Source organism: Streptomyces racemochromogenes (genome assembly GCF_044129415.1).
GTDB classification, from domain to species: Bacteria; Actinomycetota; Actinomycetes; order Streptomycetales; family Streptomycetaceae; genus Streptomyces; species Streptomyces racemochromogenes_A.
In genome coordinates this window covers 33,155-46,392 of record NZ_JBBDHD010000014.1, presented here as the reverse complement: position 1 = coordinate 46,392, position 13,238 = coordinate 33,155, and the positions used below count along the sequence as shown (strand labels likewise).

Here is a 13,238-nt window from a genome sequence, read left to right as displayed (position 1 = left end):
TCTCGACAGATGAATGTGAGAGGCGTCACCCTGTCACTCATCCACGCGGGGAGGCATGGATGGGCAGGAGCCGCAGAACAATTCCAGAGGAGCTTCTGCTGCTCGCCCTGGACCCGGCCACGGGTACCACGGCGCAGCCGCAGTCGCTCGACCTCGGCCTGGCCGGGGCACAGCTAGTGGAGCTGGCTCTGGCAGGACGGATAGCCCCTGACGGGGATCGTATCGCCGTGGTGATGCCACGGCCGACAGGAGATCCGACTCTGGACTCCGCACTGGAACTGCTGCGCAGGCGCGGCAGCCCGGTACGGGCCGTCCACTGGATCGGCGGACCCCGGCTGGGGCTCCGCCAGATTTACCTCGCGCACCTGGAGCGCTGCGGCATGGTGCATGCCGTCGCGGGCCAGATGTGCGGGGTGCTGCCGACGACTCGCTACCAGGCGACCGACACGGCGATCAGCCGGGAGATCCGTGCCCGGCTCGACAGTGCGATCCGCACCGGCGTACCGCCGGACCCGCGGACCGCGGCGCTCGCCGCACTGGCCCACGCGGTCGGACTCGGCAAGCACCTGTACCCCGGCAACGAGGGGCGTTCGTCCAGGTCCCGGCTGCGGGACCTGATCCGGCACGACCCCATGGGCGGTCTCGTGGCGCACGCCGTGATGGACGTCCAGAACGGCGTGGCCGCACAGCCGCGCCGCGACCGTGCTCCGGCACCGCAACCGGCCGTCCGGGCCACGGCGGGCGGCGTACCGCTCCAGCCGCGCCGGACGGGTGCGATGGCCCGCGCGGCCGCGCACTGACCGCACGGCGCGCACCACCGGCGCCACCCGTACCACCGGCGCCACCCGTACGACCTGCACCACCGACACCACCCGCACGACCGGCACCACCGCACGGCCCGCGCACACCCCTTGGTCCACCAGCGGGAAAACGATCCACCTCCGCGACCGGTCATCCCCAGAGAATCCGGTACGCGAGCCGCCGCACGCGGGGCGGCGGGGCCGGAGAACCGGTCCCGCCGCCCCGCGTGTCCGCTTTTCCGCGCCGTTCCCCAGCGCCGTCGCACCCTTCGGTGGCAGTCTGCTCACCAGCAGACACGCACAGACAGCTACCGAAGAAGGCGGAGGTGCCGATCCCGTGGCGTCCAATGTCAATCCCACCGTCCGACGCCGCCGACTGGGCATGGAGTTGCGCAAGCTGCGCGAGGACAAGGGCATGACGGCCGAGCAGGTCGCCGAGCGCCTCCTCGTCTCCCAGTCGAAGATCAGCAGGCTGGAGAACGGCCGCCGTTCCATCAGCCAGCGCGACGTCCGCGACCTGTGCGAGGTGTACGAGGTGGAGGACCCCCGGCTGGTGGACTCGCTCATGCAGATGGCCAAGGACTCCCGCCAGCAGGGCTGGTGGCACGCCTTCGGCGACATCCCGTACAGCGTCTACATCGGCCTGGAGACCGACGCGGCCAGCCTGCGCACGTACGAGCCCCAGATGGTCCCGGGCCTGCTCCAGACCCCCGAGTACGCCCAGGCGCTGATCCGCGGCGCGCTGCCGGAGACGGCGCCCGCAGACGTGGAGAAGCGCGTCCAGGTCCGGATGCACCGCCAGAAGCGGCTGTCCGAGACGGACAACAACAACGCGGAGGTCGGACCGCTGCGCCTGTGGGCGGTGATCGACGAGGCGGTGCTGCGCCGGCACGTGGGCGACCCCCAGTTGATGATCCGCCAGTTGCAGTTCCTGATAGAGCAGTCGCAGCAGCCGTACATCACCGTGCAGGTGATGCCGTTCACGATGGGTGCCCATCCGGGCGTGAACGGCCAGTACGCGATTCTGGAATTCCCGGACGCGTCGGACTCGACGGTGGTCTACATCGAGGGCGTCACGAGCGATTTGTACCTGGAGAAGGCGAACGACGTACAGAAATACAGCGTCATGTACGAGCACCTTCGCGCCCAGGCCCTCAATGTGGAACAGACCCGGCAGTTCATCTCGGGGATCATCGACGACTACGCGAAGCTGGCGAAGTAGCGAGGTGGCGGGGGTCCGGCACGGTACACCGTCGATCCCCGGCCACAGAAGGCCTGAATGGAATATGCCACCCGGTCGAGTGAATGCCTGCTTCTCCCATCGGGAGCTGCCGGTAGCGTCGATCACGTCGGCCCGGGAAATGGTGCCGGCGCGCAGCCGGGAACTCCCGGAACCACTCTCTGAACCGGAGAAGAACCATGGGCATTCGTCAGGGCGGCACCGAAAACTGGACCAAGTCCTCCTACTCCGGCGGAAACGGCGCCTGCGTCGAGGTCAAGTCCCCCGTCACCGAGGCGATCGCGGTCCGCGACTCCAAGGTGCAGGACGGTCCGTCGATCACCTTCGCCCCCCGCTCCTGGACCTCCTTCGTGACCGATGTCGTCGAGGGCCGGCTCGCCTGAGCCCGTCGACGCGCACCCCTGACTGGAGCCCTCTCGACCGGTCCGCCGTCCTGGCCGAGGGGGCTCGGCCATGTCCGCGTACGGACGCACGGCCGGCCCCCTCCCCGTACGGCGCCCGGGATCAGCGCAGCTGGTCCACGTACCGGTCCGTCCCCGGCACGGTCGGGACGAACGGGGCCACCAGCTCCACCCGCCCCAGCCCCGACTCCGCGACCTCCGTGTCCAGCCCCTGGAAGCGGTCCCAGCAGTCGCGCGGGTCGGCCTCCAGGAACCACAGCAGGGTGAGGCGGCTGTCGACCCCCTCGACCTGCTTGACGTAGGTCATCCGGTCCCCCGGCAGCGGCGTCGGCCGGAAGACGGTCACCATCGCCGCCGGCGAGCCGTGCAGCCGGCGCGGCAGGGCCCAGGAGCGCAGCCACTCCAGCAGCTCCGCGCGCCGCTCGGGACCCTCGGCGTCGACGACCTGGAGGACCAGCCCGGCGTAGGGGTGGTCCAGGGCGTGGTAGTCGCGGGGGCCTGCGGCCCCGTCGCGGTAGACGGTGGCCGCGTGGTCCTGGAAGGCGGTGAAGACGTGCGTACGGTCCTGGTAGACGCGGCCGTCGCGGTTGAGCCGCTTGTTGATCCCGACGGTCCACTTCATGTGCTCGTCGTAGCGGCCCTCGGTCACCCAGTACGTCGACAGGTAGCAGCCGGCCGTCACCGGCTGGGCCACCGCCGACTTCTCCGGGTAGCGCAGCTCCTGGAGTGCGCGGGTGGCCACCCAGCGGCGGCCCGCGTACATCCAGGGCATGGCCATCGCGCCCGCGTAGTAGTGGTCGTCCTCGTACCAGCGGTTGTACGCGTACTCGTGTCCCGGATGCGGTTCGACCATGGTGATCAGGGCGTGGCCGGGGCGGACCCCGTACGGGCCGACGGCCGCCAGTTCGGCGTAGTCCCCGGCCCGGGTGTCCTCTGGATCCCGCTCGTGTCTGCTCGTCATGGCACCGGTGTAACTGATGGCTCGTCAGTTCGGGAGGGGGCGGCGGCTGTTCACACCTCGAAATGGTAGGTGTCGTCTGCACCTTTCCTGGCTAGGCTGCGGCCACCCGCCACCCGAAGGAGCTCCCGTGTCCCCTGCCGGTCCCGCCCCCCTGCCCGCCTTCGCCGCCCGCGCCCGCGCGGTGGGCGGTTCGCCCGTACGGGAGATCCTCGCGCTCACCGAACGCCCCGGGGTGATCTCCTTCGCCGGCGGGCTGCCGGCCCCCGAGCTCTTCGACACCGCCGGGCTGCGCGCCGCCTACGACAGCGCCCTCACCGGGGCCTCGTCCGCCGCCCGCGCGCTCCAGTACTCCACCACCGAGGGCGCCCCGGAACTGCGCGCGGCCGTCGCCGCCCGGGCGGGCGCGCGCGGGCTGGCGACCACGGCGGACGACGTCCTGATCACCACCGGCTCCCAGCAGGCCCTGACCCTGATCACCGCCACCCTCGTGGAGCCCGGCGACACCGTCCTCGTCGAGAACCCCACCTACCTGGCGGCCCTCCAGTGCTTCGGGATGGCCGGGGCCCGCGTCATACCCGTCCCCTGCGACGAGGAGGGGCTGCTGCCCGACGCCCTCGCCGAGATCACCGCCCGCGAGCGCCCCAAGCTGCTCTACACCGTCCCGACCTTCCAGAACCCGACGGGCCGCACCCTGCCCGGCGCGCGCCGCGCGGAGGTGGCACGGACCGCGGCCCGCCTCGGGCTGTGGCTGGTGGAGGACGACCCGTACGGGGACCTGCGCTACGAGGGCGCCCACGAGCCCTGGCTGGCCGCCCACCCGGGCGCCGAGGACCGCACCGCCCTCATCGGCAGCTTCTCCAAGGTGATGGCGCCGGGCCTGCGCCTGGGCTGGCTGCGCGCCCCGGCGGGCCTGCGGCGGGCGGCGGTGGTCGCGAAGCAGGCGGCCGACCTGCACACCTCGACGGTGGACCAGCTGGCCGCCGCCCGCTACCTCGCCGACCACGACCTCGACGCGCACGTCGCCCGGGTCCGCGAGGCCTACCGGGCCCGCCGCGACGCCCTCCTGGCCGGCCTCGGCGCGGCGCTCCCGGAGGGCTCGGAGTGGAACCGCCCCCAGGGCGGCATGTTCGTCTGGGCCCGCCTCCCGGAGGGCTGCGACGCCACGGCCCTGCTGAAGTCGGCCGTCGCCCACGACGTGGCGTACGTCCCCGGCGCCCCCTTCTTCACCGGCGCCCCGGACCCGCGCACCCTGCGGCTGTCCTTCACGACGCACACCCCGGACGAGATCGCCGTCGGCCTGGACCGGCTCCGGGCGGCCCTGCGGTAGGGGCGAGTGACGTCCTCGCCGTGGCGGGCCTGCGCCGACCCCCGGCCGCACGACCGGAAGCGTCACCCCCGCTGCCCCCGGAGCTCACGGCGGCTACCGTCGGAGCCATGGGGAGGCGGACGGTCGGCGTGCACCACGTGCGCGCCGTGCTCGCGGGGGCGCGGCGCGGCGGCGTGGACCTCGTACCGCTGCTCCAGGAGGCGCAGATCCCGCCGCTGCTGCTGGGCGACGACCGGGCGCGGGTCACGCCCGCGCAGTTCGCACGGCTGTTCCGGGCGCTGTACCGGACCACGCGGGACGAGTTCCTCGGGCTGTCGGAGGTGCCCAGCCGGCCGGGGACCTTCGCGATGATGTGCTACGCCTGCGTCGGCTGCCGCGACCTGGGAGCGGCGGTGGAGCGGGCGGCGGCCTTCTACGGGCTGTTCCCGGGCGGGCCGGAGCTGGCGCTGGAAGTGGAGGGCGACCAGGCCCGGTTCGCCGTGTACGGGGACCTCGGGCGCGACGAGGAGCGGTTCCTGTCCGAGTGCGTGCTGGCGATCTGGCACCGGCTCAGCAGCTGGATGGTGGGCCGGCGCATCCCGCTGAGCGGCGCCTCCTTCGCCTATCCGGCACCGCCGCACCGGGCGGAGTACGCGGTTCTGTTCGACTGCCCGGTGCGGTTCGGGGCCGAGCGGACGGCGGCCGCGTTCGACGCGCACTGGCTGACCGCCCCGCTGGTGCGCGACGAGCCGGCGCTGGACGGCATGCTGCGGCGGGCCCCGTTCGACCTGCTGTCGCGCCCCGAGTACGGGACCACGGTGGCGGAGCAGGTGCGCCGTTCCCTGGCGCGGGGCCTGCGCGGGGCGCCGGGGCCGGGGCTGCCGGAGCTCGGGGAGGTGGCGGCCCGGCTGGCGGTCTCCCCGGCGACCCTGCGGCGCCGGCTCCGGCAGGAGGGGACCACCTTCCAGCGGCTGAAGGACCAGGTCCGACGGGACGCGGCCATCGCGGGGCTGGCCGAGAGCGGGGAGCCGATCGCCGAACTCGCCGCCCGGCTGGGCTTCTCCGAGGACACCGCCTTCCACCGCGCGTTCCGCCGCTGGACGGGCACGACGCCGGGCGCGTACCGGATCGCCTCGGGCAGGTAGCCCGGCCGGCCGGGCGGCGCCCGCGCGGGCCGCGGCGTCGCCCTCCCGCATCCGTGGGGCTCCGCCGTCCGGGTGATGGCGGGCGCGGTCAGGAAAGGTGAGCTGCACGGTCAGCGACATGCCGAGCGGTCGGTCACTACCGTCGGCTCACCTGCCCCCCACGGACGTTGGGAGTTCCGCCCATGCCTGTGCGCCGTACCTCCCTGGCCGCCGCCGTCGCCGCCCTGGTCCTCTCGGCCTGGGCGCCGGCCGCCGCCCGGGCCGCCGACCAGGGCTCCGCCCCCCGGCCCGGCGACATCGTCAGCAGTGCCCCCTCCGCCTTCCACCCGCTGCCCGGCCAGCCGACCGGCACCCGGGCGTGGAAGGTCCACTACCGCTCGACCACCGCCGACGGCGCGTCGAACGTGGTCTCCGGCACCGTCATCGTCCCGCAGGACGGCCGCACCGGACCGCGCCCGCTGGTCACGTACGCCGTCGGGACGGTCGGACTGGGCGACTCCTGCGCCCCGAGCGACAACCTGCCGTACGGCACCTCCATGGAGGCCAACCTGATCCAGCAGCTGACCCTGCGCGGCTGGGCGGTGGCCGTCACCGACTACGAGGGGCTCGGCACCCCGGGCCTGCACACCTACACCGTCGGCCCCTCGGCCGGGCACGCCGTCCTGGACGCCGCCCGGGCCGCGATCCGGCTGCCGGAGGCGGGGCTGGGGGCGGACACCCCGGTCGGGATCATGGGCTACTCGCAGGGCGGTCAGGCCGGCGGCTGGGCCGCCGAGCTCCAGGGGTCGTACGCGCCTGAGCTGAGGGTCAAGGGCACGGCCACGGGCGGGGTCCCGGCGGACCTGATGAAGGTGGCCGCGTCCAACAACGGCTCCTTCGGCTCCGGGCTGATCTTCATGGCGGCCGCCGGGCAGGACGCGGCCTTCCCCGAGCTGAAGCTGGACTCCTACCTCAACCCGGCGGGCCGGGCCCTGGTCGAGGGCATGAAGGAGGGCTGCGTGGCCATCGACGCGATCGCCGGCTCCTTCAAGCGGATCTCCGACCTGACCACCCGTGACCCGCTCGCCCAGCCCGACTGGCAGGCCCGGCTGGACCAGAGCCGGCTCGGCCGGACGGCCCCGGCGGCGCCGGTGCTCCAGTACCACGCGCTGGGCGACGAGCTCATCCCGTACGCGGTGGGCCGGCAGCTTCGGGCGGACTGGTGCGCGCGGGGAGCGGACCTCCAGTTCGACACGATCCTGCTCGGCGAGCACGTCAGCGGGGTGATCACCCACTCGCCGGCGGCCGCGGACTGGCTGGCCGACCGCTTCGCGGGCCGGCGCACCCATCCCGACTGCTGACCCCTCCCGCGCTCCCCGCCCCGCCGGTTCACTCGCCGGCGGGGCAGGCGCGCGTTCCGGAGGGGAGATGGCCGTCGATCAGGAACCCGTCCACGTAGCCGCGGACGCAGGGGGAGGAGGGATAGCCGGTGTGACCGTCGCCCTTGTGGTCGATGACGACCGCCGAGCCGAGGCGGCGGGCGGTCTCCTCCGTCCACTCGTACGGGGTCGCCGGGTCGCCGCGGGTGCCGACGAGCAGCATGCGCGGGGCGCCGGGGTGGTCGATGCGGCGGATGAAGTCGGTGCCGGCGGGACGTCCGTAGCAGGACAGCAGGGTCATCAGCCGGCGCGGCCCGAAGATCTCCGAGACCGCACGGAACTCCGTGGCCAGGCCGCCGATCTCCCTGGCGATGGTCACCGGGTCGTCCCTGTCGCTCCTGCGGTCCGGGTCGTCGGCGCAGTTCACGGCGGTGAGGGCGGCCGTGGCGTTGTCCGCGGGGACCCTGGACGGGGTGCCGGCGGGGGTGGTCGCGGGGGGTGCGGCGAGCCGTTCCAGGCCGGCGGGGTCGTCGTCCTCCTCGGCCCGGGCGAGGGCGTCGGCCAGGTCGGGCCAGGACGTCTGCGCGTAGAGGGCGGAGCCGATGGCGAGGACGGCGTCGTCGCCGGTGAAGGGCGCGCCGCCGGTCCCGGTCAGGGGGTGCTCGGCGAGGCGGGCGACGAGGGCGTCGACCTTCTCCTTGGCGGTACGGGTGTTGGTGCCGTAGACGCAGCCGTCCTGGTGGGCGCACCAGACCAGGAAGTCGTCCAGCGCGCGCTGCTGGCCGCGTGCGGAGGCCAGGGCCTGTTCGGTGAAGGATTCGGTGAGGGTGTCGACCCCGTCGAGGACCATCCGGCCGGTGTTCTTCGGGTACAGGGCGGCGTAGACGGCGCCGAGCCGGGTGCCGTAGGAGAAGCCGAGGTAGTTCAGCTTCTCCTCGCCGAGGGCCCGCCGGATGGTGTCCAGGTCGCGGGCGACCTGGACGGTGCCCATGTACGGGAGGACGGGCCCGGAGTGCCGCTCGCACCGGCGGGCCTCGGCGCGGAGGGCGGCCAGCTGGGTGGCGGGGTCGCCGGGGTCTGCCCCGGAGCCGGAGTCGGCCGTCTGGACGCCGCCGCAGGAGACGGGGTCGCTGAGGCCGACGCCGCGCGGGTCGAAGGCGACGAGGTCGTGGTGTTCGCCGAGTTTCGCGAAGAGGGCGGGGTCGGCGGCGAGGGAGGCGATGCCGGGGGCGCCGGGGCCGCCGTAGTTCAGCAGGAGGGAACCGTGGCGGCCGCGCCCCGGGGCGGTGGCGGGGAGCTTGGCGAGGACCACCCGGGTGGTGCCCTTGGCGGGGTGGTCGTGGTCGAGGGGGACGGCCAGGGTGGCACACCGCATCCCGGCCGGCACGGGCTTCTCGGGGCAGTCGCCCCACCTGATTGCGGGGGTGGGGTCGGTGCCGGGGCCGGGGCCGGCTGCGGCGGCCGTCAGGGCGGCGGCCAGGGCGGTGGCGCAGGCGGCTGTACGTATCCGCAGGCGGGGGCGGGGGCGGGTACGGGCTCGGCGCACGGCACGCTCCTCGGGTGGCCCCCCGGAACGGGTCAGCCCACGATAAGCGGCCCCCGCCGTCCCCGCCCGCCGAGCCGGGGCCGGCCGCTGCGCTGCGCCGTCCCCTCCCCGCCCTTCCACCGTTCCCGCCCCATGCGCCGGGCGCGGCTCCCACCACGGCGCCACCGCGCCCGCGCCTCACACGCCGGCGGGGCCGAAATCGCCCGGCGGGGTCAGGGCTCGCGGGGGGTCCGGTACAGGGTCTCGATCTCCTCCGCGTAGTCCCGCGCGACCGCGCCCCGCCTGAGCTTCATGGACGGCGTCATATGACCCCGCTCCAGCGTGAACTCCCCCGGCAGGACCGCGAAGCGGCGTATCGACTCGGCCCGCGACACCAGCTGGTTCGCCTCGTCGACCGCACGCTGGAGCTCGTCGAGCAGCTCGGGGTCGGTGACCAGGTCGCGGACCGGGACTCCCTGCTTGCGCCGCATCTGCCGCCAGTGCGCCAGCCCCTCCGGTTCCAGGGTGATGAGGGCGGCGACGTAGGGCCGGTTGTCGCCGATGACCATGCACTGGCCGACCAGCGGGTGCGCCCGCAGCCAGTCCTCCAGCGGAGCGGGAGCGACGTTCTTGCCGCCCGAGGTGATGATCAGGTCCTTCTTGCGGCCGGTGATGGTGAGGTAGCCGTCGGCGTCGAGCTCGCCGATGTCACCGGTGGCCAGCCAGCTTCCGGGCGGCTGCGCGGAGACGTTCCAGTACCCGGCGAAGACGTGCCCGCCGCGCAGCAGCACCTCCCCGTCGTCGGCGATCCGCACGGCCGTGCCCGGCAGCGGCCAGCCGACCGTGCCCAGGCGCGGCCGCTGCGGCGGGGTGACGGTCGCGGCGGCCGTCGTCTCGGTGAGCCCGTAGCCCTCGAAGACCTCGATGCCCGCGCCGGTGTAGAACGCGGCGAGGCGCCGGCCCAGGGGCGAGCCGCCGCTGAGGACGTAGCGGACGCGGCCGCCGAGCGCGGCGCGGATGCGCCGGTAGACCAGCGGGTCGTAGAGGGCGTGGGCGGCCCGCAGCATCAGCCCGGGCCGGTCGCCCCCCTCGGTGGCCTCCCCGAAGCGCTGGGCGATGCGGGCGGCCCGGTCGAAGGAGGCGGCGCGGCCCATCCGTTCGGCGGTGGCGCGGGCGGTGTTGTGGACCTTCTCCAGGACGTAGGGGATGGCCAGCAGGAACGTGGGCCGGAAGCCGGCGAGGTCGGCGAGGAGGTCCTCGGTCTTGATGCTGGGCGCGTGCCCGAGCTTGACGCGGGCCCGCATGCAGCCGACGGCGACCATCCGGCCGAAGACGTGCGACAGCGGCAGGAAGAGCAGGGTGGAGGCGGGGTCCTCGCTGACGGAGGTGAAGACCGGGTGGAGGAGGGCCACGGCGTTGTCGACCTCGGCGAAGAAGTTGCCGTGGGTCAGCGTGCAGCCCTTGGGCTGTCCGGTGGTGCCGGAGGTGTAGACGAGGGTGGCGTAGGAGTCGGGGGTGCGGGCGGCCCGGCGCGCCTGCACGATCGCGTCGGGGAGGTGTTCGCCGGCCTTGACGAGGCGGGCGATGGCGCCGGTGTCGATCTCCCACAGGTGGGCGAGGCCGGGGAGGTGGGCGCGTTCGGCGCTGATGAGCCGGGCCTGGACGGTGTCCTCGACGGCGCAGGCGACGGCGCCGGAGTCGTGGATGATCCAGCGGGCCTGGAGGGCGGAGGAGGTGGGGTAGATGGGGACGGTGACCAGCCCGGCGGCCCAGCCGGCGAAGTCCAGCAGGGTCCACTCGTAGGTGGTCCGGGCCATGATCGCGAGGCGGTCGCCCTCCGCGAGCCCCTCGGCGATCAGCCCCTTGGCGACGGCGAGCACCTCGGCGGCGAATTCTGCGGCGGTGACGTCCCGCCAGGTCCCGTCGCGCTCCTTGCGGGCGAGGACCGGCTCGCCGGGGGCCTCGCGGGCGTTGAGGAAGGGCAGGTCGCCGAGCGATCCGCCGGTCGGCGTCCCGGCGAGGGCGGGTACCGCCACTTCGCGCACCACTCCGGCGACGATCGTCTTGACGGGCTCGACCAGTTTCGGCGGCTGGGCAGCGTCCACGGCTCGTTCTCCTCGGTCGATCGCGGGTTACCGCCGGTAATCTACGCACGCCACCACCCGGCGAACACCCCTGTGACCGGCCCTCCTCCACAGCTCCACACCCCGCGAACGATCTCCACCCCGGGCGCGCACACCTCACGAACCGGTTCCGGCGGGCCGGAACGGCTGCGTCGGCGACGGCGGAGGGGGAAGAATTCCGGACGTCCGCCAGGGCACCGCCACCTTGAGGAGCAGCCGGTGTCGACAGAGGAAATCCAGTTGACGCTCACCCCCGCGCAGGCCGCCGCCGGAGCCACCGTGCCGGTCCCGCTGCCGTCCGGGACCGTGCGCCTGCGCATACCGCCCGCCCGGGACGGCGACCTCGTACGGGCCCGTATCGGCGACGAGGAAGTACTGCTGCGCATACGGGTGTCGGGCCCGGCGGCGCCGGGTCCGGCCGGGTTCACGGTGCCGGGACCGTTCGGCCCGGTCACGGTCCAGCCGTCCCCGTCGCCCTCCGGGAAGTCGGGCGCGGTGGGCTGTCTGCTCGCGCTCGGCGTCATCGTCGCGGTGGTCGTCGGGATCGCCGTGGCGAGCAGTGACGACGACGCCCGCCCCACCGCGTCCGCCTCGGCCACGCCCTCGTCGACGTACAGCCCGTACACCCCGCCGACGTACAGCCCCCCGGACCGCACCCCCGACCCGGCGACGGCTCCGGCCGGCGCCCCCACGTACGAACTCCCCTCACCCTCCCCGACCAGCGAGGCCCCCCGGCCGTTCGAGGAGGGGACCTGCCTCAACGGCCAGTTGCCGGACTCGACGACGGCGACCCGCGTCACCGGGGTCCACGAGGTCTCCTGCAAGGCCGACGACGCCCACTACCGGGTGATCCAGCGCTTCCCCGGCACCTCGGACATGAGCCGCTGCGACCAGAACTCCGATACGGAGTACGGGTTCTCGTACCGCTACACGATCAACGGGAGCGTCATCAACGAGTACGTGTACTGCCTGGTCGGCCTGGGCTCCTACGCCCGGGGCTGATCCCGCAGCTCCCGCAGCGAGTTCAGCAGGGCGGCGCCGCGCGCGGCGTCGTCCACGCTGACCGCGAAGTCCCGTCCCCCGGAGCGCACGACCAGGCATTCCCCGCCGCGCAGCATCACCGTGGTGCCCAGCCCGTTGATCCGGTAGCCCCAGCCGCCGGCCCGGGCCGCGCCGCGCTCCTCGACGCGGGCCGACTCGATGTCCTCGGCGGCCCAGCGCCGCACCGGGTACCCGAGCGGGCCGAAGGCGACCTCCAGCCCCCGCCGCGTCACCCGCACCCGTACGGAGGAACAGCCCAGCACCAGCACGGCGGCGAGCGCGAAGACCCCGGCCGTCGGCCACGGCTCCTCGGCCGTCCCCGCCAGCCCGGCGAGCAGCGCACCCAGCGCGGTCAGGGCGAGGAGGCCGCCCAGCAGCCGCAGCCACGGATTGGCGGCGCTCGAAAGCCAGACGAGCCGCTCCCCGTCCGGTACCTCCATCCGCGGCCCTTCCGCGGCCGGCGGCTCCGCCGCCTCTCCCCGGCGCACCAGCAGACCCGCTCCCGCCCCGGCCAGCAGGGCCACCGCGACCACGACCGCCACGCCCCACCCCGTCACGTCCGCGGCCCGGCGCCAGTCGGGGGCGTCCAGATTGGCCCGTACGATCGAGGCCTGCGCCCCCGCGAGCATCACCCCGCCGAAGGCCGCCGCCGAGCAGCTCCAGGCACGCCATGGCCCGCGCCGGGCCCCGAACACCGCGGCGGCCGCCACGACCACCCACACCAGCGCCGGGAAGACCACGGCCGCCCACAGCGGCATCGACCCGTCGGGCCCGTCCGCGTCCGCGCCCCAGTGGGTGGCCACCGGATCCGGCAGCCGCCCGGCAGCCGTCAACGGCAGCCCCACCAGCAGCGCCAGCACCCCGGCCCCCCAGCCGGCGATTCCCCATACCGCGCGGTCCTTCACGGCACCCCCCTGATCATCTCGATGAGCTCGGCCCTGCCGTACCCCAGCCGCGCCCCGTCGGCGACCAGGGCGCGTACCCGCTCCAGCAGTTCCGAGCGCCCGTCGGCGGCGCCGGCCACGGTCACCCCGCGCCCGCGCCGGAACTCCAGCAACCCCTCGTCCCGCAGGGCCCGGAGGGCGCGCAGCACGGTGTTGGCGTTGACCCCCAGCGCCTGCGCGAGCTCCCGGGCGGGCGGGATCCGGTCCCCGGGCGCGCACTCGCCGTCGGCGATGGCGCGCCGGACGGCCCCGGCCACCTGTTCGTGCAGGGGGCGGGTGTCGGCGGTGTTCAGCCTCAGCAACATGGTGCCAAAGACGCTAGCACCATTATCTTCTTGGGGCCACGGGGCCACGGGGCCACGGGGACCCGGGGACCCGGGGACCCGGCGGGTGA

The 13,238-nt window shown here is 74.2% G+C and carries 12 protein-coding genes; 7 read left to right on the top strand and 5 right to left on the bottom strand.

What is annotated here, in order from left to right; genetic code table 11:
• Positions 1-59: 59 nt before the first annotated feature.
• From WDV06_RS08115 to WDV06_RS08105, 3 genes are all read left to right on the top strand, one after another.
• Positions 60-800 carry a GOLPH3/VPS74 family protein gene (locus WDV06_RS08115; RefSeq protein ID WP_344151142.1) on the top strand — a complete coding sequence of 247 codons (741 nt, stop codon included), beginning with the start codon at positions 60-62 and terminating at the stop codon, positions 798-800.
• A gap of 337 nt (positions 801-1,137) precedes the next feature.
• Positions 1,138-2,022, top strand: coding sequence for a helix-turn-helix domain-containing protein (locus tag WDV06_RS08110; protein ID WP_395508954.1), 885 nt, complete (start codon positions 1,138-1,140; stop codon positions 2,020-2,022).
• 197 nt (positions 2,023-2,219) lie between these two features.
• The gene (locus WDV06_RS08105) at positions 2,220-2,423 is read left to right on the top strand and encodes a DUF397 domain-containing protein (RefSeq protein WP_395508953.1); all 204 of its coding nucleotides are present in this window, start codon (positions 2,220-2,222) and stop codon (positions 2,421-2,423) included.
• 121 nt (positions 2,424-2,544) lie between these two features.
• Here the strand turns inward: WDV06_RS08105 and WDV06_RS08100 are convergent, their stop codons facing one another.
• Positions 2,545-3,402 carry a hypothetical protein gene (locus WDV06_RS08100; protein WP_395508952.1) on the bottom strand — a complete coding sequence of 286 codons (858 nt, stop codon included), beginning with the start codon at positions 3,400-3,402 and terminating at the stop codon, positions 2,545-2,547.
• A gap of 127 nt (positions 3,403-3,529) precedes the next feature.
• Between WDV06_RS08100 and WDV06_RS08095 the strand changes: the two genes are divergently transcribed.
• The 3 genes from WDV06_RS08095 to WDV06_RS08085 all read left to right on the top strand — a co-directional run bounded on the left by WDV06_RS08095 (position 3,530) and on the right by WDV06_RS08085 (position 7,193).
• Positions 3,530-4,729, top strand: a complete 1,200-nt coding sequence (locus tag WDV06_RS08095) for an aminotransferase-like domain-containing protein (protein WP_395508951.1) — start codon at positions 3,530-3,532, stop codon at positions 4,727-4,729.
• Positions 4,730-4,836: 107 nt separating this feature from the next.
• Positions 4,837-5,853, top strand: a complete 1,017-nt coding sequence (locus WDV06_RS08090) for an AraC family transcriptional regulator (protein ID WP_395508950.1) — start codon at positions 4,837-4,839, stop codon at positions 5,851-5,853.
• Between the two features lie 182 nt (positions 5,854-6,035).
• The gene (locus WDV06_RS08085) at positions 6,036-7,193 is read left to right on the top strand and encodes a lipase family protein (protein ID WP_395508949.1); all 1,158 of its coding nucleotides are present in this window, start codon (positions 6,036-6,038) and stop codon (positions 7,191-7,193) included.
• 28 nt (positions 7,194-7,221) lie between these two features.
• Here WDV06_RS08085 and WDV06_RS08080 read toward each other — a convergent pair whose 3' ends face one another.
• A complete protein-coding gene (locus WDV06_RS08080) occupies positions 7,222-8,757 on the bottom strand; it encodes an alpha/beta hydrolase (RefSeq protein WP_395508948.1) in 1,536 nt (511 codons plus the stop codon).
• Between the two features lie 212 nt (positions 8,758-8,969).
• A complete protein-coding gene (locus WDV06_RS08075) occupies positions 8,970-10,841 on the bottom strand; it encodes an AMP-dependent synthetase/ligase (RefSeq protein WP_395508947.1) in 1,872 nt (623 codons plus the stop codon).
• Between the two features lie 237 nt (positions 10,842-11,078).
• Between WDV06_RS08075 and WDV06_RS08070 the strand changes: the two genes are divergently transcribed.
• Positions 11,079-11,861: an LppU/SCO3897 family protein gene (locus tag WDV06_RS08070; protein WP_395508946.1), complete on the top strand. Its 783-nt coding sequence runs from the start codon at positions 11,079-11,081 to the stop codon at positions 11,859-11,861.
• Here the strand turns inward: WDV06_RS08070 and WDV06_RS08065 are convergent.
• Together WDV06_RS08065 and WDV06_RS08060 are read right to left on the bottom strand one after the other, a co-directional pair.
• Positions 11,846-12,805 carry an SdpI family protein gene (locus tag WDV06_RS08065; RefSeq protein WP_395508945.1) on the bottom strand — a complete coding sequence of 320 codons (960 nt, stop codon included), beginning with the start codon at positions 12,803-12,805 and terminating at the stop codon, positions 11,846-11,848. The two genes, WDV06_RS08070 and WDV06_RS08065, sit on opposite strands and share 16 nt — an antisense overlap.
• Positions 12,802-13,149: a GntR family transcriptional regulator gene (locus WDV06_RS08060; protein WP_395508944.1), complete on the bottom strand. Its 348-nt coding sequence runs from the start codon at positions 13,147-13,149 to the stop codon at positions 12,802-12,804. Before WDV06_RS08060 ends, WDV06_RS08065 begins: the two co-directional genes overlap by 4 nt.
• Positions 13,150-13,238: the final 89 nt, after the last annotated feature.